Origin of the sequence: Bacillus sp. FSL K6-1218 (genome assembly GCF_038006445.1) — a bacterium.
Taxonomy (GTDB): domain Bacteria; phylum Bacillota; class Bacilli; order Bacillales; family Bacillaceae_G; genus Bacillus_A; species Bacillus_A thuringiensis_S.
This window is the reverse complement of record NZ_JBBOVE010000001.1, coordinates 556,149-579,125: the sequence shown is the minus strand read 5'-3', so window position 1 is coordinate 579,125 and position 22,977 is coordinate 556,149. Positions and strand designations below refer to the sequence as shown.

Genomic DNA, 22,977 nt, shown 5'->3' with positions numbered 1-22,977 from the left:
AATAATAACCAAAATAATCTGTGATCTTCTTGCTAATAGGTGTTTTTATTTTTCCATTGTTTTATGATAAATGTGGGAGAGAAATACATATAAAAGGGGAATTAAATATGGGGCCTACACAAGAGACTTATACAATTGTACGCTATCAATCTGGTACATTTTCAAAACAACTTGATGAGATTGTTACAGAATCTCCTATTACTATTAAATTGAATGGTGAAGAATATGTAACAGTCGTATGCACACCAAATTATATTGAAGATATGGTAATTGGTTTTTTAATTTCTGAGGGGATTATTTCTTCCTATAAAGATGTTGAAGAAATATGGGTTCAAAAAGATAACGGAATTGTCCATGTAAAATCATCAAAAGTGAATCCGCTCTATCAAACTCTATATAATAAACGATACATCACTTCTTGCTGCGGAAAAGGTAGACAAGGGTTTATTTTCGTAAACGACGCAGCAAAAGCAAAAGACTTACATGATATACATGTAAAAATTACTCCTGAAGAATGCTTTCACTTAATGAATACCTTGCAACAATCTTCTACTACATTTCGCCAAACTGGCGGTGTTCACAATACCGCGCTATGTGATCGCAACAATATCCTCCTATCAAGAATGGATATTGGAAGACATAATGCATTAGATAAAATATATGGTCATTGTTTGCGTAACGATATATCCATTAAAGGAAAAATCATCGCATTTAGCGGACGTATTTCATCCGAAATTTTACTCAAAGTTTCAAAAATCGGATGTGAAATTGTTCTATCTAAATCCGCTCCAACAAAACTGGCATTGCAACTTGCCCATGATTTAGGCATTACAGTCGTAGGGTTTATTAGAAATGAATCTTGTAATATTTACACACATCCAAAACGAATTGACGGCTATCAATCCAATGTTTAAAAAATAACTCCTCAATGAGGAGTTATTTTAGTTATAAAAATGTAACATATTAAACACTTGAATAGTTAATAAAGTTAATATATAATTTCATTACATAATTAAAACAAAACATTGTAGCATATATCTTTTCATTCTTTTACAAATTAAAAGAGAATACTAACAAAACATATACTCAATCTTATAAAAGTAATGGATTTATTTGAAATCCACCAGGGAGGTTACAACTATGGAAATTCGCTTATTAACAACAGAGGATGCAGAAATATATTTAAAAGTTTGTATGGAAGGTTTAACGAAGAATCCGGAAGCTTTTAGCTCTTCTTATGAAGATGTTCTTAAACATGAAGATCCTGTGGCTGCTATGGCTAAACGATTAAGCAATCCGGATAAGTATACTCTAGGTGTCTTCAAAGATAATGATTTAATTGGTATCGCTACTCTAGAAACAAAACCATTTATTAAACAAGAACATAAAGCAAAAATTGGCTCCGTTTTTGTTTCCCCAAAAGCACGTGGTCTCGGAGCAGGACGAGCTCTCATTAAAGCAATTATTGAAAATGCCGATAAATTACATGTAGAACAACTTATGCTCGATGTTGTAGTTGGTAACGTTGGTGCAAAAAAACTATATGAGTCATTAGGTTTCCAAACTTACGGCGTACAAGAACGTTCATTAAAACATAACGGTCAATATTGGGACGAGGAACATATGGTTCTGTTCTTAAATGATTAATACTTCAATATAAAGTGAAACTTTACTCAGTGGGGGATTTTTCCATCCCCCACTGAGTATTAGCTGAACCAATCGGGCTATTACGGGGTAGTTTTCCAAAAGCATCTTTCTTAATAAGAAAGATGTTTTTTTGCATTACAACAATGTAATCTTCATGTCACCTTTATCGATCGTACCAATCCTTACCATTCATTATACTAAAAATATAAAGTGAAACTTTACTCAGTGGGGAACCACATCTCACACTGATCCAATGTACTTGATATGTAAAGGAGAATGTGACATGAAACAAAACAAACGAGCTATGCTTTTAATATTTACTACAGCGATTATAACTTCTGGATTAGCAATTTTACCTTGGTTTATCATATAGAAATACTCCCCTAACAATGAAAAAAGCTGATTGCTTCTTAAGAAGCAATCAGCTTTTTTTATATTATAAAATCCCCAAAATTTTATTTACGCAACTTATAATAATAACCATAGATACGGCAACGCACATGACAACCGTATTACGATCTTGCTTTTCTTTTTTTGAAATTTCTTCTTTTGAATTCATGTGTATAATCTCCTTTTAAAAAAAGTGTGAGATAGGAAATTTTTCTTATCCGATGCGAGGTGAATACGAAAACCCTCTCTATCTCACATACACAATAGAATGGAATTGTCATTTTATAAATAAAATGACATGACGTTATGTCGCAACATAGGGTATTTTGTGTCGCTACGTTTTCTATTATAAAAAATAGTTGTGCAAAACTAGTGCATTTTTTATGTCAATTACTCTGAGCGAAAAAATCAGCCCTCCATTCAATCACATAAAAAGAGTTTTTTATTATTTTCATGTAAACTATACAAGTAGAATGAACAGTTTGGGGTGCACAAGATTATGGTAAAAATTTTATTAGTAGACGATGAAGAACGTATGTTACGATTATTAGATCTGTTCTTAAGCCCTCGCGGCTATTTTTGTATGAAAGCTACCTCTGGCCTTGAAGCACTAAAATTAATCGAACAAAAAGAATTCGATATTATTTTATTAGATGTTATGATGCCAAGTATGGATGGATGGGATACTTGCTATCAAATTCGTCAAATTTCCAACGTTCCTATCATTATGTTAACAGCTCGCAACCAAAACTACGATATGGTGAAAGGCCTCACGATGGGCGCAGATGATTATATTACAAAACCATTTGATGAGCATGTATTAGTCGCACGAATCGAGGCTATATTACGCCGTACAAAAAAAGATGGCTTTGTTAGTTTCAATGGTATTGAGTGGGATAAAACGAAACATACTGTCACAGTTTATGATGAAAAAATCTCATTAACTCCTATCGAATTTTCGTTACTCGGACTATTTTTGCAAAATACAAACCGTGCTTATAGCCGAGATGATTTAATCGAAAAAATTTGGGGCTATGAAACAGATATCGAATATAGAACAATTGATTCACACATTCGTAATATCCGTGATAAACTACGCAAAAAAGGATTTCCAATTGAAGATTACCTAGAAACGGTCTATAAAGTCGGATATAAATGGAAAAGTGAATAATTACTTCGGTCAGTGGGAAATCGTATACCACTGACTCTTTATTATGAATAAGGTATGGTGAAAAAATGAGTAAACTTTCCCTTAAAATTGGGACATACTTTTTAATATTAGCTTTATGTATTGAAACAATTGCTTTCGTATCTTTTTATAAAAGCCTTTCAAAAATGCGTATTGTAGAGGAAACAGATGCTCTTTTAGAGAAAGGTAATCGCTATAGTAAAAAAATTAAAAGCCGCGAGAGACGGGATGAATATTATAAAGAAATGAAACACGCTGAACATAATAAAAATCCTAAACGCCCTGTGTATCCTGAGTTCGATATTACAAATGAGGCTGCACACTTAGTTGAATCGGAATCAATTTCTAACTCCGATATAGCTATCATTATTACTGACCATAACGGCAAAATTATTTCCACCTCAGAACCCGTAACAAAAGATATGCAAAAACAACTTACTTGTAAAACAGAAACTGTCCCAGACGGCGGATTGGTCGTTGAAAGGAACTGGAAAAAATCAAAGTTCATCACAACAGTAAGCCCACTTAACACAACAAAGTTTCAAGGAAAGCTATATATGCTATTAAAAACATCTTTCCTAGAAAATATGTTACTTAAACTCATGAACCAATTTCTTATCATTAGCGTTTTAACAATTATTTTAACAACAATTTCTGTCTTTGTTTTTTCACGCGTTATTACAGAACCACTTGTAAAAATGAAGAGAGCGACAGAAAAAATGTCAAAATTAAATAAGCCAATTCAATTAGGTATTAAACGGAATGATGAACTCGGAAGTTTAGCAAAAACAATTGAAGATTTATCAAGTGAACTTACGTATATGAAAAAAGAGCGCAATGAATTTCTCGCTAGTGTCGCTCATGAACTATTAACTCCATTGACCTATATGAAAGGTTATGCAAAGGTAGCAAAGAGAGACTCTTTAACAAAAGAGGAGCGAGAAGAATACTTACAAATCATTGAGGATGAAACGGATAGTGTAACCGATCTCGTCCAAGATTTATTTATGCTTGTACAATTAGAACAACACCAATTTGTTATAAAAAAACAAAAAGTGCTTCTTCAGCCATTTTTAGAACGAATGGTAGAAAAAACAAAAACAACATTAACAAATAAGCAAATGCAACTTCATGTATATTGCAAAGATGATTTAGAAGTTTGTATAGACGAAAGACGTATGGAACAAGTTATGTTAAATTTATTACACAACGCTTATCAACATTCGCCAGAAAACACAGCCATTACGATACGTGTACTTACAAAAACAGATTCTTTTACAATAAGTGTACAAGATGAAGGTGAAGGTATTCCTGAAGAAGATATCCCGCATATATTTGACCGTTTTTATCGTGTCGATAAATCTAGAACACGAGCTACAGGCGGAAAAGGTATCGGGCTAGCTGTTGCAAAGGAAATTGTAGAATTGCATAACGGTTCTATTCTAGTAACAAGCCAATTAGGAGCGGGAACAAACTTTATAATCGAGCTACCTTTTGAATAATATGCGTGTGAAAACACCAGTAGTAGTAAACACTACTGGTGTTATTTTGTTCATAAAAACAGCTCATATAAGCTAAGCTTTTGAAATTATTCTTATTTCAATATAAAATAAAGTGAAACTTTAATCCATGGAAAGGTTCACTCCATGGATTATTAGTTGAACCAATCGGGCATTTACGGGCAGTTATCTCCCGCCTAAATTCCGCGCATTCGCCGAATTTTAAAGTTGGAGTCTTACTGCCCGTTAATGCGGGGTAAAGGTACATTTGCAAAGATTTGGAGGGTGATATAATTGGATATCCATGTATTAACAAAAGACGAAGCAGAAATTTACTTAGAACTTCGCGTAGAAGGATTAAAGCAAAACCCTGAAGCATTCAGCTCTTCTTATGAAGATATTATTAATAAAGAGTGTGCGATTGAATATAAAGCACAAAAATTAGCACAAGATGAAAACTATACGCTAGGTGCATTTAAAGATGGAAAATTAATCGGGGTTGCAACACTGGAAACGAAACCATATGTAAAACAAGAACATAAAGCTAAAATCGGTTCTGTATATGTATCTCCAAAAGCACGCGGACTTGGAGCAGGAAAAGCACTTATTAAAGAATGTCTTGAGCTTGCTAAATCTTTAGAAGTAGAACAAGTTATGCTTGATGTTGTTGTTGGCAACGATGGAGCGAAAAAACTTTATGAATCATTAGGTTTTAAAACATTCGGTGTACAAGAACGTTCATTAAAATATAACGGACAATATTGGGACGAAGAGCATATGGTCTTATTCTTAGATGAAAATAAATAATAAAAAACATCCTCATGTTTGGAGGATGTTTTTTACTTTCTTGTAAACCATGCCTTGTGTAATAATTGAATCGCTTTCGCAATCTCTTCCTCTGATAATATCGCAAACCCAAGTAAAACTACACTCTCAGGCGCCGTACCGTCTTTATAGTACGTAGACACAGGATATATTTTGATACTATATTTCGCAGCTTCTTGAATTAATTCTTCTTCCCGCATTCCATTATGCACTTTTAATAAAATGTGTAATCCCGAATCTTCTCCTATCACTTCAACACGATTAGAGAAATACTTCTCTATTTCAAAAACAAGTCGATCTCTCTTCTTTCGGTAGACGACACGCATTTTATGAATATGTTTTTCCCAATAGCCTTCATTTAAAAATCTTCTAATCACTTCTTGGTCCATTCTTGAAATACTTTGTGTATAAAATAAATATTGCTGTTGATATTTTTTAATTAATTTCTTCGGCAACACCATATAGCTCATCCGTAACGATGGTAATAATGCTTTAGATAACGTCCCCATATAAATAACTTTCCCCTCTGTATCTAACCCTTGCAGCGCCGGTATAGGCTTTCCAGAATAGCGAAATTCACTATCATAATCATCTTCAATAATATACCTGCCCTCTTCTTTCTTTGCCCATTGTAAAAGCTGCATTCTTCTCGTAATAGGCATAATCATTCCATATGGAAACTGATGGGAAGGTGTAACAAATACAACATTCGCATTGCTATTTTCTAAATCTGCAACACAAATTCCATCTCTATCTAAAGGTAACATTTGGACCCTTGTTTCTCCCTGTTCAAAAACGACCATTTTCCTATGATACCCTGGATTTTCAACTGCATAATTGCTTTCCTTTAACAATTGAAAAAGTAGTTTCACTAATATTTGTGTCCCCGCTCCTAATACAATTTGACTAGCTGAGCAACGCACTCCTCTAGATTCATACAAATAGCTCGCTATTTCCTCCCTTAAGCTCAATTCTCCTTGAGGGTGTCCAAGAAAAAGCAACTCATTATTATGTGGCTGCCATACATCATTTATAAGCTTGCGGTACGTAGTGAACGGAAAAGTATCCGTATCAACCCCTGTTTGGGTGAAATCAAATTTATAGTTCTCCTCCCGAAACGATACTTCTTCTACTTTCACTTCTCTTCCTTCTACATAAATCATTTGTTCAATTTTACATACAAAATAACCTTTTCTCGATGCCGATTCAATATAACCTTCTGCAAGTAATTGCTCGTAAGCTGCTTCTACTGTATTTTTACTCACTTGTAAATAGCTCGCCAGCTTTCTTTTAGCAGGTAATTTTGTAAAAGCCGGAATCGATCCATCTTTAATCTCTTTTTTTATATACTCATACAATTGCACATATATTGCCTTTTTACTATTCATATTTAAATTAGGCGTTAATTCTAACATAATATCTGACCCCTTAATAAAACTAAAATCTGATACTTTTTACAGTACCAGAAGTTATATATAATTCCTTTTATCATGTCACACATAAAAAATCAAATACTGGAGAGGAGAAACATGATAATGAACAATGGTAGACGTATCGGACTTATTATGATTATTACAGGGGCTACATTATGGGGATTATCTGGTCCAATGATTCAGTGGCTATTTCAGCATACTAATGTATCCTCAATTGATTTTTTAACAATTCGATTGTTGCTTGCAGGAATATTTATTTTGTCTTTCTTACTTATAAAGAAACAAAACATATTTCAAATTTGGAAACACCCTAGATATTCTATACAACTTATTATTTTCTCTATTCTCGGCATGCTTGGTGCGCAATACGCCTTTATCGAAACGGTTCATATTAGTAACGCGGTCACTGCAACGCTATTTCAATTTCTAGGTCCTGTTCTTATTACCGTGTACGTTGCATTTGAACAAAGAAAATTCCCTGCTTCCATGCAACTATTCGCAATTATAGCCGCGCTAATAGGAACATACTTTATTATTACAAATGGCTCAATTGAAAATATTGTTTTATCTAAAGAAGCTATTATTTTTGGACTATTAACAGCAATCGGATTTGCATTTTATACCCTTCATCCGGCTTCTCTCATTAAAGAATGCGGGACAACTGTAGTAATTGGTTGGGGGATGTTAATCGGAGGAATTGCACTACTTATTTATAATCGTTCATTCGGGTGGAATCAATTTTCACAAACCCTTACACTAAAAACTTTTTCTATGCTTATTCTTATCATTATTAGTGGTACCCTTTCTTTCCTTCTATATATCGGTAGTCTTAAATATTTAGCAGCAACAGAAACAAGCATTTTATCTAGCATTGAACCCCTTGTAGCTACCATCGTTTCAATTACTTGGCTAAATGAAGCTTTTGGAGTATACCAATTATTAGGCGGCGTATGTATCGTTCTGTCCGTTATTTTTTTGACGATGCCTCAAAAAGAAACCGAACCAACCTATACAACGGAACAAATATAAAATGAAACTTTAATTAGTGGGGCTATCTCCCACTGATGATTAACCTACACCAATCGGGCTTTTACGGGATAAAAAATGTCAAAAGAGGTCGTACAAAACTTACGACCTCTTTTTATACTTTAAAGGAATTGTCCCGCCTTCTAGCAAATACAATTACACTAACAATAAAAACTAGGAGTGTGGCACCATGAAAAAAATCGGAACTATGCTACTTCTCTCCTTCCTCATCACTGGATGCACACAAACGCAACCGGATTCAAAAGAACAAAAAAAAGACGTAATAGCAACGTCATCCACTCAAGTGAACGCACCTTCCTTCTTTCACCTTAGTGTTTTAAAAGATGTAAATTGGGAAGAAACACCTTCTTTCGTAGAAGGAAAAATGCCTTTAAAAGGCATCGAAGGTAAAATCGCAATGGCTGATAGTCCTATTATCGCAAATGAACAAAATGAAATAATGTGGCACTTTTTAGATCCTGAAAGGCCAACTGGAAAATTGTCTATTATTGCGCTAAAGCAAGGATCTGTAACTCCAACACCAGTACTCTTTCAACAAGAAACTTCCAAACAAACTTGGACTACTTCAAATACAATCGATTCTACTACAAACGAACTCCCTCTCACTATGTCACTACCTTCATCTGGATTATGGTTATTAAATATATATATAAATGAAAAATATTATGATCAGTTTGTAATCACTGCTGAGTAAAGTGACAAAAATAAACCACTTTCTTACAACAATGTAATTTCTACGTCATGTACTTCGATAGTTGAATTATCTCTCTTCTCTTATACTTAAAGTAAGAAATGAAACGAGGAGAGATGAGAGATGAAACAAATGATAGAAGTGATCGTAGCAGTAACTGAGGTTTTAGTAAATGGTAAACAAGTTGCAATGGAATTAAATAAATAGTGAAGAAACATAAATAATTCTACACTTCTTCATTATTTTGATTTCTTATCTCAAAAAAGCAGTGCCTTTTTAGGCACCGCTTTTAGCTATTAATAATTTGGTATTTTCGTAATTTGCGCCACGCCTGAATCAATAGCTGCTTTCGCTACTGCTTCTGCAACACTTGGAACAACTCTTTTATCTAATGGATTCGGGATTACATAATTCGCATTACGTTCTTCGTCCGTAATGATGTTAGCGATCCCATATGCTGCCGCTAATTTCATCTCTTCTGTAATATCAGTCGCGCGCACATCTAACGCACCGCGGAATATTCCGGGAAACGCCAATACATTATTTACTTGATTCGCATAATCCGAGCGCCCAGTTCCTACTACAGCTGCCCCAGCCTCTAATGCATCCTCAGGGAAGATTTCTGGAATTGGATTCGCCATTGCAAACACAATTGCTTTCTCATTCATCGTCTGTACAAGTTCTTTCGTTAATACGTTAGGAGCAGATACGCCAATAAAAATATCAGCTTGGTGAATCGCTTCTTTTAACGTTCCACGCACATGTTCACGATTTGTCTTTTTTGAAACTTCAATTTGCGCTTCATTCATCCATGTTTCACCTTCACAAACAATACCTTCTAAGCTAACTAACGTAATGTGCTTTGCACCAGCCTTTAATAATAATTTTCCGATTGCAATTCCTGCCGAACCCGCACCGTTAATAACGATTTTCACATTATCCATTTGTTTGCTAACAACTTTTAATGCATTAATAACAGCTGCTAAAACGACAATAGCTGTTCCATGTTGATCATCATGGAATACAGGAATATTCGTTTCTTCTTTTAATCGTTTTTCAATTTCAAAACAACGTGGTGCTGCAATATCTTCTAAATTAATCCCTGCAAATGTAGGCTCTAAATTTTTTACAAGAGTAACGATTTCATCTACATCCGTTGTGCCTAAACATAATGGGAAAGCATCTACATTCGCAAATTTCTTAAATAAAATACTCTTCCCTTCCATAACAGGCATAGCTGCTTTCGGTCCAATATTCCCTAAACCAAGTACCGCTGTTCCATCTGAGACAACTGCCACCATATTACCGCGTGCCGTATAGTCATACACTGTTTCTTCATCCGCCGCAATTGCTTTGCAAGACTCCGCTACACCTGGTGTATATGTCAGGCTTAAATCATCCGCTGAATTTACTTCTACTTTACTTGTAATTTCAATTTTCCCTACTAATTCTTTATGCAGTAACAATGATCTTTCATTAATTTGATTATCTAACATACTTATAATCTCCCCTTAATTTGACAAGCTAGCTATATGAATATAGCTAGCTTGTTTGATCATGAAAACATTTTTAATAAAATTGTCGCTGTTACAACCATTGCTGCCCCGCCTAAACGAGTAGAAATTTGCGCGAACGGCATTAATTCCATACGATTTGAAGCCGATAAAATAGCGACATCTCCAGTTCCACCTAAACCGCTATGACATCCAGTTACAATCGCTGATTCAACTGGATACATTTTCATCACTTTCCCTACAAGAAAACCTGATGCTACCATTGTAAGAACAACCGATGCACACACAACAACATATCCTACTGAAAGAACTGCTGCTACGTCTTTTAACGGAATATATAGCAATCCTAATCCAACCATTAAAGGCCAAGTTAAATTTTTTGAAATAAATTTATATAAATGGAATGCTCCTTGCTCCATTTTCGCTGGCATTAATTTAAAGTATTTCACAAGTGCCGCTGAGAAAATCATAATGATTGCCCCAGGAATACCGATGAACTTAGAAGCAAATCCTCCGAAGATGAAGAACGTGCACGCAATTAATAAACCTGCTCCCATTAATGAGAAGTCAATTGGCTTCTCTGTATTTTGTTCTTTTAATAATTCTGCTTGATTGTCTGTTTTCACTAATACACCGTTACCACTAAGCTCTGGTTTCTTCTCACCTAAACGCTTCATATACCCTGCACTCACGATTGCGAACATATTTCCAATAATAGCTGCTGGAATAAGCTGTGATACAAACGTTGCTGATGATTCATTTAAAATGTCACTATAAGCTAGCGACAATGGTAAAATTCCTTCCCCGATACCACCACTCACAATTGGTACGATGATAAAGAAGAATGTCTGCTTCATTTCAAATCCAAATAGTGAACCGACCAATAATCCTACTGCTACAGAAGCTAACGTCCCTACTACTAAAGGAATAAACATACGAACGAAACCTTGTACTAACACTTTACGGTTCATTCCTAAAATACTTCCGACTACTAAACAAGAAATATATAGATATAAAAAGTTCGATTTTTTCATTAACATTGTCGCAGCTTCCATTGAAGCTGGATTCATCCAGTTAAAAAATACAAGTAATGATGGAATAAATAACGAAAGTATTGCTGGACCGCCGATATTTTTAAAAATTGGAATTCTCATCCCAATATCACCTAAGAAAATCCCCATGATCATAATAACTGCAAATCCACCAATCATATCTGCTGGCAATTTATTATATACAGATGCCCCATAAATAATAGCAGCCAATACTACATATAACGGTAAAGGTATAACACCGATTTTTACATTCATAATTTTAGAAGCGAAAGATTCTCTTTGTACTTCATTTCCTTCAGGAAATGATACCGCTTCCACATTTTTTTGAATTCCCATATGGCACCCCCTCGTTTTCTTAATAACAATATTAAAACGCTTTCAATAGTAAAAATAGTTTTTGTAAGTTTTGTAATTGATTTTGTAATTAAAAAAAGTATAAGCGACTTATACTAAGTCGCTTATACGTAAAACTCTATTTTCTTTTGATCAACACATCTTAATTTACTTACAGGTCTTCCCACATGTTGGTACATCATTTCGTTTTCTAACACCCCAATGTCAGTCAAAAACATTACATATTTTCGAATAGAAACTCTTGAAATTCCAACTAATTGTGCCATTTCATCTGTTGTAAACACTCTTCCATTCAGCGACTCGATCTTCTGCCAAATTAATTGCAACGTTTGCTTCGTTAACCCTTTCGGAAGCTCTTTAGTGACAGTAGGCTCTCTTTTTTCTTTTTGTAAAATTAACGAATCTAATTCCGATTGACTAATTTTTTGTTGTTCTTTCATGAAAGTAAATTTTTCTCGATATATCGTTAATGCCTCTTTAAATCGTTCAAATGTAAATGGTTTAATTAAATAATCTACAACTCCATATTGTAATGCTTTTTTAATACTCCCCATATCATGTACAGCTGAAATCATCATTATATCGATTTCTTTTTCTTGGTTCCGGATATACATTAAAAGCTCAAACCCAGTCTCTTCAGGCATAAAAATATCAAGTAATACTAAATCCACTCGTGATTTCTCTAATACTTCTATCGCCGACTTTACTGAGTTAACTGCTTGAACAAGTTCAAACCCTCCTACTTGCTCTAAATAATGCGTATTTAACATTGCTACCATCGGGTCATCTTCTACAATTAAAACTTTAATCATATTTGCCTCTCATCCCTACCTTTAGGTATTTCAATTGTTATCGTTGTTCCCTTTCCTACTAATGAATGCATATGAATTTCCCCATTTATTCGCTGTATACTTTCTTTTACAAGATACAAACCATAACCGCGGTTATCTCCCTTTGTGGAATAACCTTTCGTAAATAATTCCTCTATTTCTTTTTCTTGTATACCTTTTCCCGTATCTTGTACTGTAATAGTTAATATATCCCCATGTTGTATCTCAACTTCAACTTGCTTCTTTTCACAATTCGTCACTGCTTCTAATGCATTATCAATTAAATTTCCGACAATCGTAATAAGTTCATGAGTAATACTTTCATCATCTATTTCCGGCATGTAAGAATCTTCACTTATAATTAATTTTATATTTTTCTCTCTAGCATAGCTGAGCTTACCTAGTAAAAAACCAGCAAATACTGGACTTTTTATTCTTTTCATAACTCCACCAATTTCATATTGATGCTCTGATACCATACCGCTTATATACTTCTGTAATTCTTCATACTGTTTCATATGTGTAAGCCCTAATACGACATGCATCTTATTCATAAACTCATGAGATTGTGCCCGTAATGCTTCTGCATATAGTCTAATACCAGTTAGTTCCTCTGCTAGTTTTCTAATCTCTGTTTTATCACGAAATGTTGCAATTGCACCAACTATTTCTCCTTTTACATATAAAGGAACTCGATTCGTCACAATCGTAATTCCATAAATATTTTGTTCTTCGTTTAATTGTACTTCTCCCGTTTGCAATACTTCTTTTATACGTGAATTTGGCATATACAACTCAACATCTTTACCGATAAAATTTTCTTCAAGTCCGCTTTTTTTAAATAGACGTTTTGCTTCATTATTAATTAGCGTTACTCTAGCCTCTTTATCTACAGCAATGATCCCCTCCTTTACAGATTGTAGCATCGTATTTCTTTCTTCAAGAATTTTTGCTATCCTGTGCGGCTCAAGACCGAATAAACTTTTCTTTATATGTCTAGCTAGCAATATTGCTCCTATAATTCCGACTAATACTCCAACTCCGACACCAATATAAATGATATGTCTACTTTCCTTAACTCTCTCTTTTACATTATCTGCTGAAATACCAACGGCCACTGCTCCAAGTTGTTCACCTGTTTCAGAAAATATTGGTACAAACACTCGCATGGAAATACCTAAAGTTCCTTCTGCTAACGATACATGTTCTTTTCCTTTCAATGCAGGCCCTTCATCCCCACCAATGAAATGACGACCTATTTTTTGAGGATCTGGATGAGATTTTCTTATTCCATCCATGTCCATAACTACGATAAATTGAACACCTGTGTTTTTTAATATCCTATTTGTATACGTTTGGATTGCAGGGGTATCCGCTTTCCCAACCAAACCATTGATTACAATTGAATCATTCGCCACAATGTGTGCAATTGTTTTTGCTTTCTCTGCTTGGCTATCCTCCGTCGCCCGTTCTACATTATGACTAATTAATATATCTGTCACAAGTAAAGAAAAAATTACAACTGTACAAACTAACAATGTAATCGTTTTCCACAAATTCCATAGTCTTTTTCTTTTTTTCATCCCGTTAATGACTCCCCTAATTGCTGAATAGAAAAATAAGTAAGGTGATATTATTTTCACCTTACTTATCTGCTGTTATTATACTTTAAATTTACTAGTCATCGCTTGTAGTTCTTCGGCCATCCCAGCTAAGTTTTGCGAAGCTGAACTAATTTCCTCCATTGAATTAACCTGTTCTTCTGTTGAAGCTGCAACACTTTGCATACTAGCTGTATTTTCTTCTGCAGCCGCTGCAATTTCATCAATAGCATTTGTCACTTCATTTGCATCTCCAGCAATTCTCTTCGTTGTTTCTACCATTTGATTAACTTGAGAAACAATATGTGTAGTAGAACTTAAAATTTCCGTAAAACTTACTTTCGTTTTTGTTACAACATCAAGGCCTTGTTGAACTTCTCCATTCACATTATCCATTGCCTTAACAGTATGTTCAATATCCGCCTTAATTTCTGCAATTAAATTTGCAATCTCTCCAGATGACTCTCCTGATTGCTCTGCTAATTTTCTAACCTCATCTGCTACAATAGCAAATCCTCGTCCCTGTTCACCTGCTCTTGCTGCTTCAATAGCCGCATTTAAAGCTAATAAGTTCGTTTGAGTAGCTATGTTTTGAATTGCTTCAGAAATAGCTCCTACTTGCTTTGATTTCTCATCAAGAAGTTTAATAATAGCATCTGACTCGGATACCGACCTAGAAATAGACTGCATTTGTTTTGCAGTTTGTTCAACTAAATCTTCTCCCTCTTCAGCTCTTTCTCTCGCATGTAATGAGGAAATAGAAATTGACTCTGCGCTTCCAGTTACATCTTGAATTGCTGTATTTACTTGTTGCAATGTAGCCGCACCTTCTTCAACACCTTGACTTTGTGATTCAGCCCCACCTGATACTTGTTCCATTGCAATTGTAATTTGGTCTGTCGCATCATTTGCTTGCTGTACGCTCGCTGTTAACTCTTCTGCCGATGCTGCAACATGTTCTGCTGAAAAGCTAATTTGGGTAATAACATCTTGTAAAGACGTAGACATTTCATTAAATGAATTCCCTAATTTTCCTATGTCATCCTTGGAATGGATTGTAATTTTCTCTGTTAAATCTCCCTTACTAATTTTATATGCCGATTCAGCTATTTTTCGTAATGGCCCTGTAATAGACTTTGTAATGAAATAAATTAATACACTACCAAATGCAATAGCGATAGCAATAACAATTAAAGTCTTATAAAACACTGGACTGGCAGCTTGGGTAATTTCTTCATCGAACATAACGCCAACTACTTTCCAGCCTGTTTTCTCATTTGTTGCAAAGATTAAATTCTTTTTATCATCTTGTTCTGTATAAGACACATTTCCTTGTTTATCTTCATAAATTGGTTTAATCCAAGGATCAGTAACTTTTGCACCTGGTTTTCTAGATGGATGACTAACAATTTGCTTATTTTGATCTAAAATAACTGCATAACCTTTTTCACCAATGTTAATCATTTTGGAAATTTTTAAGATGTTATCTAAGTTTAAATTAATTCCTATAACACCTTTACCATCTTTTACTTCTTTCGCAATTGTCACTACCATATTTTTTGTAGATGCTGACTGATATGGCGCAGTAACAATTACTTTCCCTTTATTTTCATGTGCTTCTTTATACCAAGCTCTATCTGTTGGATTATACCCATCAGCCATTTGGATAAATGGTTCTCTTATAAACTTTCCCGTCTCTGTTCCAATATAAATACCTTCTACTTCTGGATGAAGCTTTATATATTGTGCTAATTTCGTTCTCACTATTTCTTCTTGTCCATTTGGATATGTATCCTCTGTTAAGATGTCTGCAAAGTACGTCGCATCAACAAATTTCTCTTCTATATTTTGAGAAATAACAGTATTTAAAATCGAAATATTCTCCTTTGCTTTATCTGTCATTTGATGTTCAAAATTTGTTTTGGCAGTTTGATATGAAACACCACCGATAATAATTCCTGGTATAGTTAAAATAATAAAAAATGAAATGATTAATTTTTTATTGATACTCATACATTTAACCCAGTTAAATATTTTTTGCATAATAAGCCTCCTTTATGTAATGCGGATACTTGTGTCATTTTATACAATTAACATATATAAAACAATATATAATGATAACATGTAAATTTTTCGTCAATTATGCATTTTTGCATATTCACTCCTTAATAAGGATTTTAATCATAAAAATAAGAGAACTTTAGCATTATATATGCTAAAGTTCTCTTATTTCTCAACAGCTTCTACTCTACAAAATTTCTCTTATAATCCTCAATCTCTATCCTTCGCCTTATAGTCATATTACTAAAACTCTTCATCCTAATTTATTTGGAGCTCTTTACATAACTAATTGCCTGACTCCCCATTTGCACCCATGCCTGTTCAAAGCTTTCTCTCGATACTTTTACATCTAAGCTATCCTCAAGTGGATCTCGAATATATACAGATTCCTGATCATACCCAATAAGTACAATACAATGTTCATTATACGTAATAGAAACATCTCCACTATTTGTTTCCCATGTAGTAAATTCATCTTCATCTAATGGTGCAAATGTTGCATTCGTAATCATGACTACCGGTTTCCCTGCTTTTATACTCTTATAAATCTCTTCTATATTCTTCCCAGTTAAGTCTACAGCTTTATTAGGTAAATATTTTTCCGCTAACTGAAAAAGTGGCCCATGATATACACCATATCCTGATTCAGAAAATGTATAAATATTACCTACAAATCCTTCATTCGGATTCCCGCGCACACCATCGTCTATAAAATCAACTTTTTTTATTTCATTTGCTAATGTCATCTTATCCACTGAAACACCAGCGTATTGTAACATCATCGCTAAGCTTGTCACTTCACAGCCTCTATCCAATTCTGGTAACTGCTGAATTAAGGGAACATTTGATAAGATGACTTTTTCATCGTTATTACTAAACTCCGTTTCTTTTCCTCTTTGTATATTTGAGAATGTTAACTTCTCTACATACTTTGGAATTCCATTTGTATATACACTCCATATTGCTGCACCTAGTAAAGCTGTACATATATACCACTTCAATTTTCTTATCGCTTTCACGCCCTTATTAATTCGTTAAATAAGAATAAAATGCGTCAGCATCCGTTCGTATCATCGGTACAAAATTTAGTTCTTTTCCTTTTTCAGGCTGCTCTTTTTTTATCTTTTCCGCTAACTCTTGAATATTCATATTCATTTTATCCATATTAAGCTCATCTGCCATTTGTAGCACCTTTTGTTCATTAATTTCTCTTAATACTTGATATATATCTTTCCCATACAAATCAATATGATATTTTTTTGCTTCTTCCTGTACTTTTTGTTCGTACACTTCTTGTGCTAACTCTTCAATTTCTTTTCCTTTTTGAGAAATGTCTAACTTTCCTGCTTCTTCTCTTACTTTCGTTCCGTAGATTTCTTCCGCGATGTCTTCGATTTCTTTTCCATCTGTAGAAATGCCTAATTTATCTGCTTCATCTTTAATTTTAATCGCATTAATTTGAGTAATTAAATCTACAATTGATGTATTCTCTATAGATATGCCTAGCTTTAACGCTTCTTGCTTTACTTTTGTTTCATAGATTTCTTCTGACAGCGTCCCAACATCTTTTCCTTCAATCGAAATACCTAACTGCTCTGCTTCCCTTCCTACTTCTGTTTCATGAATTTCTTTTTCTAATGTAATTTGTTCTTTTCCTTCCGTTTCGATACCTAGTTTCTCTGCTTTTTCTTCTGTATGCACTGCATGTATCTTACCATTGTTCAATTGTTCTTTACTGCGCTGCGTGTAATCTGTCTTTCCTCTTTGTGTTTCAGAAGGAGAGGCACCCCCTAATATGCTTAAACTCATTACTCCAATAGTGAATACCGTCATCATTTTCTTTTTCAAAATTAATTCCTCCCTCTTATACTTTCTTTTCCATCATTCCCCTAGTTTTTTTAATACTATACATACATCTCATCACTGCTTGAGATAACATTATGATTGATAAAATCGACTCACATACACCTAGTCTCTTCTTCATGTAACGAACGTTCTTTATGCCATACATAATATAAATAGTTTCTTAACTTTCCCTTAAAAAAAAAGACGACCTTGTAAAAACAAGATCGTCTTCTTACTTATATTTTTTGATTTTTAGGGAAAATCACTTCAAAACAAGTGCCATTTCCCCATCTGCTCTCTACTGATATTTTTCCATAATGCTTTTCTACAATCCAATTGGCGATTGAAAGACCTAATCCAGCTCCTTCTGACGTACTTCTTGCTTTATCCCCTTGATAAAAACGATCAAATAATTTCGGAATATCTTCTTCTTTCACTCCTATCCCGTCATCCTTCACCTGTATACGAATTGAACTACTCGTTTGCGTACAATCGATTTGAATATGCCCACCTTCGTTTGTATATTTCATCGCATTATCTAACAGTATGACCATCATTTGATGAATCCGCTCTCTATCCCCCATAAAAGATACACCACGTTCTACTTTTAGTATCATTTCTTTTTCTTGATAAGAAGCAATCTCTTTATATGGAGCTACTATTTCTTCTAACAATTTATCAAGTTCAAATGTTTTCTTATCCATCTCAATTTGATTAGAATCAGAACGTGCTAGCAATAATAAATTACTAACGAGTTTCGATAACCGCCTACATTCTTTTGAAATTGTAGAAATATCCATCGCTTTTTCTTCTATCGTAGCGGATGGTGATTGGAATAACACATCCGTTTTTGATTGAATAACTGCAAGTGGTGTCCTTAGTTCATGTGATGCATCAGAAACGAATTGCTGCTGTTTCTCCCATGAATTTTGAATAGGTACAAGTGCTCTACCAGCTAGGAAAAAGCCAATACCTATCGCACAGAGGCTTCCTATGCTACAACCTATAACTAGAATTAAAAATAAAGTATTTAACATTCCTTCTTCCGCTGTTATATCTCGCACGATTTGAACTATTTCTCCATCTTTTTGAAGCGAAAATACTCTAAAATATCGTCCTTGTACTTCAATATCTTGTAACTCCCCTAATTTTTTTGGAGAAAACTTTTCCAAATTCTCTTCAAAAATAGAACGGAATTTACGGTTATCGCCCTCTATTTTCACTATTTTCCCATTCCAAGTTATTCTAGTTACTCGCGGATCTCCAATCTGGATATTCTCCATGCGTTTTCTTGGTGGTATTTTGACATCTAATTTTTCTCTATACTGAGCCATCATTTTTATAGATTGATCCACTTCATTATAAATACGCTTATATGTGTATGAATAAATAATACTGCCTAATATCCCTATTAATAGGATAAATACTAATGAATTCACTATAGTCAAACGAATGCGTGTCTTTTGAAACATACTTCCTTTTTTCATTGTTCTTTTAATATATATCCAATACCTCGAACGGTTTGAATATCTTTCTGATAACCGAATGGCTCTAATTTTTTACGTAAATGATGCACATACACTTCTACAATTGCTACTGTCGTATCTGAATCAAATCCCCAAACACGATCAAAAATTTGTTCACGCATTAAAATCTTCCCGCTATTTTGAATGAGATACTCTAGTAGCTCATATTGTTTCAATGTCAACTTAATACCTTGTCCATCTACTTGAACGTCTTTATCTTTTCCGAACAATTCAATCCCTTTATAGCGAATGGTTTGCTGCGTTGTTAAACTACCACTTCTGCGTAGTAAAGCGCGAATTCTCGCTTTTAATTCAGGGGCCTGAAATGGCTTAACGATATAGTCATCTCCACCAAAGTCCAATCCCTTCACCCGATCTTCTAAAGAATCTCTCGCTGTCAAAAACAGGACTGGTGTTTCAATCTTTTCATCACGTATTTTTTGAATCACTTCAAATCCGTCCATCCCTGGCATCATCACATCCAACAAAATTGCATCATATATATTTTGAAGCGCTAAAAACAATCCATCTTCTCCATTTATTGCCGTATCTACTTCAAATTCATCACGCAAAATTTGTACGATAGACTCTAATAACGAAGTATTATCTTCTACTACAAGTAAGCGCATGCTCTCACCTTCCATCAAATAGTTCAATTCTATTTATTATTACATTTCTTCTCTTCATAACAAAAGAATGTTGTTATATTACGTAATTTCATTTTCAACTATTTCCTTCTAAAATTTTGAAATTTTATTATAAAAACTTTGTCTTAAATTTACCTTAATAAAAAATTGAAAGAAATAAGATTCCTCTTATCTCTTTCAATTTTTTATTACATATACCTTTTTACTTGGCAACTCCAAACAATTTAGCTGACCACCATACACAGCCCCGCCATCAATTCCAATAATACGATTACTACCAAAATACACTCCGCAATCCTCACTACTATGAAGCGTTTTTGTTTCCGTATGCCCAAATACAACAACCTTTTCACCGCTATATCCATTATGAAATTCATTACGGATCCACATTAACGTATATGGTTCAGATTCAGAAACTCGTTTCATCGGCTCAACCCCAGCATGTACAAATATATACTCTTCTGTTTCAATGTAATGATCTAATTCTTGAATAAACTTTATATGTTCCTCTAATACAGAAGATTGTAAAATCGGTTTTTGGAAGTCTTTCTCATTAACCACAATATCTTCTTCTAGAAATCCATAACTATATAATGTCTTATCTCCACCATTTCTTTTTACCCAATGGTTCCATGAACGTTCCTCATTTGTCGTTAACGCCTTAATCATCATATCTTCATGATTTCCTTTTAAAATGAGAGCTCCCTCTTCTTTCAATTCTTTTACCTTTTCAATTACAGCACGCGCATTTGGACCACGATCTACATAATCTCCCAGTAAGATTAATTGATCCTGTTTCGCATCATATTGAGCTTCTTTCAACAACTGTTCGAACTTTTCTATTTCTCCATGAATATCACTAATAACAAGAATTCTTTTCATATTATCCCCCCTCTTTCTAATTATAGTTCAAAACAACGGAAAATTCCGAATCTTAACCTTGAATTAAATTTATCTCGCATTAACGGGCAGTAAGACCCCCACCTCAAAATTCAGCGGAAGCAAAGAAGTTAGGTGGGGGTCTTACTGCCCGTAAAAGCCCGATTGGTGAGGGCTAATAATCATTGGGGGATGAAGTAAAGCCCCATTGATTAAAGTTTCACTTTATTACAAACTAAACTATTATCCTTACAACAATGTAAGTCTCTTGTCATCCAATTCGATAGTTGTAATTACTGTATCTCCTTATACTGAGAGTAAGAAATGAAACAAAAAACAAGGAGAGATGAGAGATGAAAAAAGTAATGGAAGTTGTAGTAGCGATAGTAGAGGTTTTCGTAAATGGTAAACAAGTCGCAATGGAGTTGAATAAATAATGAAAAGGACAACATTCACTCTAGACCCTTTACTCATATAAAAGAGATAAGACTTCATCATTTCTTTGATCCCTTATCTCCCTATAAAGAAAGCCGTATCCCTTTTAAGGATACGGCTTTCTCTTATTTTTGACTCGTACGAGCTGAAATGCTAATTGCTCTATCTGTTGCTTTGGCAGCTTCATCTAACGCCTCTTTACTATTCTTTCCGTCATACATTGCTTCCAATGCTTTTACAACTGCATCTCGTGATTCTGGGAATACACTAATTAAAGCACCTTGTGTTGCTGGAGATTGCTTCGTCGCTTGCAGTTGATCTACTGTTACTTTCAACTGTGGATATTTTTCATATTGCTCTTTTACTAACGGCTCATTATATGCATCTGGATTAATTGAGAAATAGCCTGTTGCCGTATGCCATTTCGCTTGTACGTCTGGCTTCGTTAAATATTTCATAAAGTCCCAAGCACCTTGTTGCGTTTCTTCTGAAACCATATTCGTCATCCATAATGATGCGCCTCCAATGACAACACCATTTTGTTTCGAATCCTCTGGATATGGAATATATGAAACACCTACATTAAACTTAGATGCATCAATTAAATCACGAACACCTGCTGAAGAATCTAAATACATAGCAACTTGTCCAGACTGGAACGCAGCACGAATATCATCCCAACTTGCTCCATACTTTCCAAGTGCGCCAGCTTTATTTAAATCATCTAACATTCCAAATACTTTCTGTCCTTCTTTACCGTTAAATACCGCCTTCTTTGCAGCATCTTTACGGCCGTTTTCGTTATTTACATATAAAGCACCTTGTGTCGCTAACAACTCTTCAAAGAACCAACCATAGTTAAGCATGGAGAATCCATATTGTTTTACATTTCCGCCTTCTTTAATCGTTAACTTTTTCGCTGCTTCTTGTAATTCCGCATATGTTTTTGGAGCTTTCTCTGGATCTAAGCCCGCCTTTGCGAAAGCATCTTTATTATAAATTAATACTGGTGTAGATGAATTAAATGGCATAGAATACATTTTTCCATCAACTGAATAATAATTTGTAATTGCTTTTTCTAATTTTGACGTATCGTACTTATCTTTTTTTATCCAGCTATCAATTGGTGTGATTTTTTTGCTATCAATCATATATTTCGTTGTAATTTCACTCGATTGAACAAGAGCTGGCGCTTCTTTCGTTGCAGACATCGTTCTAAATTTCGTTAAAGACTCTTCATATGTCCCTTGGAACTCTGCCTTTATCTCGTATTTATTTTGCGACTTATTATAGTCTGCAACAAGACCCTCTAGTACTCCTTGTGTTTTTCCACCCATCGCATGCCAGAAGCGAATTACTGTTTTATCACCATTTTTTTCAACTGGTGCTACTTTTGCCTGTGCTTCAGGTTTTCCCTCTGTTTTACTATTTGAACAAGCGACACTAGATAATGCCATTGTTGCTACCATTAATAGAGCAGCACCTTTTTTTACTAGATTCATTTAAATCTCA

The 22,977-nt window shown here is 34.4% G+C and carries 20 protein-coding genes and 1 pseudogene; 7 read left to right on the top strand and 14 right to left on the bottom strand.

What is annotated here, in order from left to right:
• Positions 1 to 107 precede the first annotated feature (107 nt).
• Both fdhD and MHI26_RS02970 read left to right on the top strand, forming a co-directional pair.
• Complete coding sequence (fdhD, locus tag MHI26_RS02975; protein WP_000529229.1) at positions 108 to 914, top strand: formate dehydrogenase accessory sulfurtransferase FdhD; 807 nt, start codon at positions 108 to 110, stop codon at positions 912 to 914.
• Positions 915 to 1,140: 226 nt separating this feature from the next.
• The gene (locus MHI26_RS02970; protein ID WP_000405877.1) at positions 1,141 to 1,647 is read left to right on the top strand and encodes a GNAT family N-acetyltransferase; all 507 of its coding nucleotides are present in this window, start codon (positions 1,141 to 1,143) and stop codon (positions 1,645 to 1,647) included.
• Positions 1,648 to 2,083: 436 nt separating this feature from the next.
• On the opposite strand, the gene MHI26_RS02965 is transcribed toward MHI26_RS02970, so the two are convergent.
• On the bottom strand, positions 2,084 to 2,206 hold the full coding sequence (locus tag MHI26_RS02965) for a hypothetical protein (RefSeq protein ID WP_001085006.1): 123 nt from the start codon (positions 2,204 to 2,206) through the stop codon (positions 2,084 to 2,086).
• Between the two features lie 330 nt (positions 2,207 to 2,536).
• On the opposite strand from MHI26_RS02965, the gene MHI26_RS02960 reads away from it, so the two are divergent.
• The 3 genes from MHI26_RS02960 to MHI26_RS02950 all read left to right on the top strand — a co-directional run bounded on the left by MHI26_RS02960 (position 2,537) and on the right by MHI26_RS02950 (position 5,532).
• Positions 2,537 to 3,208 (top strand): response regulator transcription factor, encoded by a 672-nt coding sequence (locus MHI26_RS02960; RefSeq protein ID WP_000238957.1) that lies wholly within the window; start codon positions 2,537 to 2,539, stop codon positions 3,206 to 3,208.
• A gap of 65 nt (positions 3,209 to 3,273) precedes the next feature.
• A complete protein-coding gene (locus MHI26_RS02955; protein ID WP_000041023.1) occupies positions 3,274 to 4,728 on the top strand; it encodes a HAMP domain-containing sensor histidine kinase in 1,455 nt (484 codons plus the stop codon).
• A 291-nt stretch (positions 4,729 to 5,019) separates the two neighbouring features.
• A complete protein-coding gene (locus MHI26_RS02950; protein WP_000351212.1) occupies positions 5,020 to 5,532 on the top strand; it encodes a GNAT family N-acetyltransferase in 513 nt (170 codons plus the stop codon).
• A gap of 32 nt (positions 5,533 to 5,564) precedes the next feature.
• Here the strand turns inward: MHI26_RS02950 and pdxR are convergent, their stop codons facing one another.
• Entirely contained in the window at positions 5,565 to 6,965 is a 1,401-nt protein-coding gene (pdxR, locus tag MHI26_RS02945) for a MocR-like pyridoxine biosynthesis transcription factor PdxR (protein WP_061666976.1), read from the bottom strand.
• A gap of 120 nt (positions 6,966 to 7,085) precedes the next feature.
• On the opposite strand from pdxR, the gene MHI26_RS02940 reads away from it, so the two are divergent.
• Together MHI26_RS02940 and MHI26_RS02935 are read left to right on the top strand one after the other, a co-directional pair.
• The gene (locus MHI26_RS02940) at positions 7,086 to 8,012 is read left to right on the top strand and encodes a DMT family transporter (protein ID WP_001059058.1); all 927 of its coding nucleotides are present in this window, start codon (positions 7,086 to 7,088) and stop codon (positions 8,010 to 8,012) included.
• A 187-nt stretch (positions 8,013 to 8,199) separates the two neighbouring features.
• On the top strand, positions 8,200 to 8,724 hold the full coding sequence (locus MHI26_RS02935; RefSeq protein WP_061666977.1) for a DUF4871 domain-containing protein: 525 nt from the start codon (positions 8,200 to 8,202) through the stop codon (positions 8,722 to 8,724).
• A gap of 293 nt (positions 8,725 to 9,017) precedes the next feature.
• Here the strand turns inward: MHI26_RS02935 and MHI26_RS02930 are convergent, their stop codons facing one another.
• The 12 genes and pseudogenes from MHI26_RS02930 to MHI26_RS02880 form a co-directional block, all read right to left on the bottom strand.
• Positions 9,018 to 10,217: an NAD(P)-dependent malic enzyme gene (locus MHI26_RS02930; RefSeq protein WP_000886555.1), complete on the bottom strand. Its 1,200-nt coding sequence runs from the start codon at positions 10,215 to 10,217 to the stop codon at positions 9,018 to 9,020.
• A gap of 59 nt (positions 10,218 to 10,276) precedes the next feature.
• Positions 10,277 to 11,623, bottom strand: a complete 1,347-nt coding sequence (locus MHI26_RS02925) for a 2-hydroxycarboxylate transporter family protein (protein WP_061666978.1) — start codon at positions 11,621 to 11,623, stop codon at positions 10,277 to 10,279.
• 122 nt (positions 11,624 to 11,745) lie between these two features.
• Complete coding sequence (locus MHI26_RS02920) at positions 11,746 to 12,453, bottom strand: response regulator (RefSeq protein WP_000598689.1); 708 nt, start codon at positions 12,451 to 12,453, stop codon at positions 11,746 to 11,748.
• A complete protein-coding gene (locus MHI26_RS02915; RefSeq protein WP_000746399.1) occupies positions 12,450 to 14,054 on the bottom strand; it encodes a sensor histidine kinase in 1,605 nt (534 codons plus the stop codon). The genes MHI26_RS02920 and MHI26_RS02915 overlap by 4 nt, the downstream gene beginning before the upstream one ends.
• Positions 14,055 to 14,132: 78 nt before the next feature.
• Entirely contained in the window at positions 14,133 to 14,951 is an 819-nt protein-coding gene (locus tag MHI26_RS31550) for a methyl-accepting chemotaxis protein (protein WP_434166820.1), read from the bottom strand.
• A 120-nt stretch (positions 14,952 to 15,071) separates the two neighbouring features.
• Positions 15,072 to 15,974, bottom strand: a pseudogene (locus tag MHI26_RS31545) (cache domain-containing protein); the annotation flags it as partial.
• 422 nt (positions 15,975 to 16,396) lie between these two features.
• Positions 16,397 to 17,152: a C39 family peptidase gene (locus MHI26_RS02905; protein ID WP_003306260.1), complete on the bottom strand. Its 756-nt coding sequence runs from the start codon at positions 17,150 to 17,152 to the stop codon at positions 16,397 to 16,399.
• A 7-nt stretch (positions 17,153 to 17,159) separates the two neighbouring features.
• Positions 17,160 to 17,981: a hypothetical protein gene (locus MHI26_RS02900; RefSeq protein WP_061666980.1), complete on the bottom strand. Its 822-nt coding sequence runs from the start codon at positions 17,979 to 17,981 to the stop codon at positions 17,160 to 17,162.
• A gap of 233 nt (positions 17,982 to 18,214) precedes the next feature.
• Positions 18,215 to 19,465, bottom strand: coding sequence for a sensor histidine kinase (locus MHI26_RS02895; protein WP_000715831.1), 1,251 nt, complete (start codon positions 19,463 to 19,465; stop codon positions 18,215 to 18,217).
• On the bottom strand, positions 19,462 to 20,133 hold the full coding sequence (locus MHI26_RS02890; protein ID WP_002162940.1) for a response regulator transcription factor: 672 nt from the start codon (positions 20,131 to 20,133) through the stop codon (positions 19,462 to 19,464). Before MHI26_RS02890 ends, MHI26_RS02895 begins: the two co-directional genes overlap by 4 nt.
• 195 nt (positions 20,134 to 20,328) lie before the next feature.
• Positions 20,329 to 21,033 (bottom strand): metallophosphoesterase family protein, encoded by a 705-nt coding sequence (locus MHI26_RS02885; RefSeq protein ID WP_000821983.1) that lies wholly within the window; start codon positions 21,031 to 21,033, stop codon positions 20,329 to 20,331.
• A 557-nt stretch (positions 21,034 to 21,590) separates the two neighbouring features.
• A complete protein-coding gene (locus MHI26_RS02880; RefSeq protein ID WP_001055010.1) occupies positions 21,591 to 22,967 on the bottom strand; it encodes an ABC transporter substrate-binding protein in 1,377 nt (458 codons plus the stop codon).
• Positions 22,968 to 22,977: the final 10 nt, after the last annotated feature.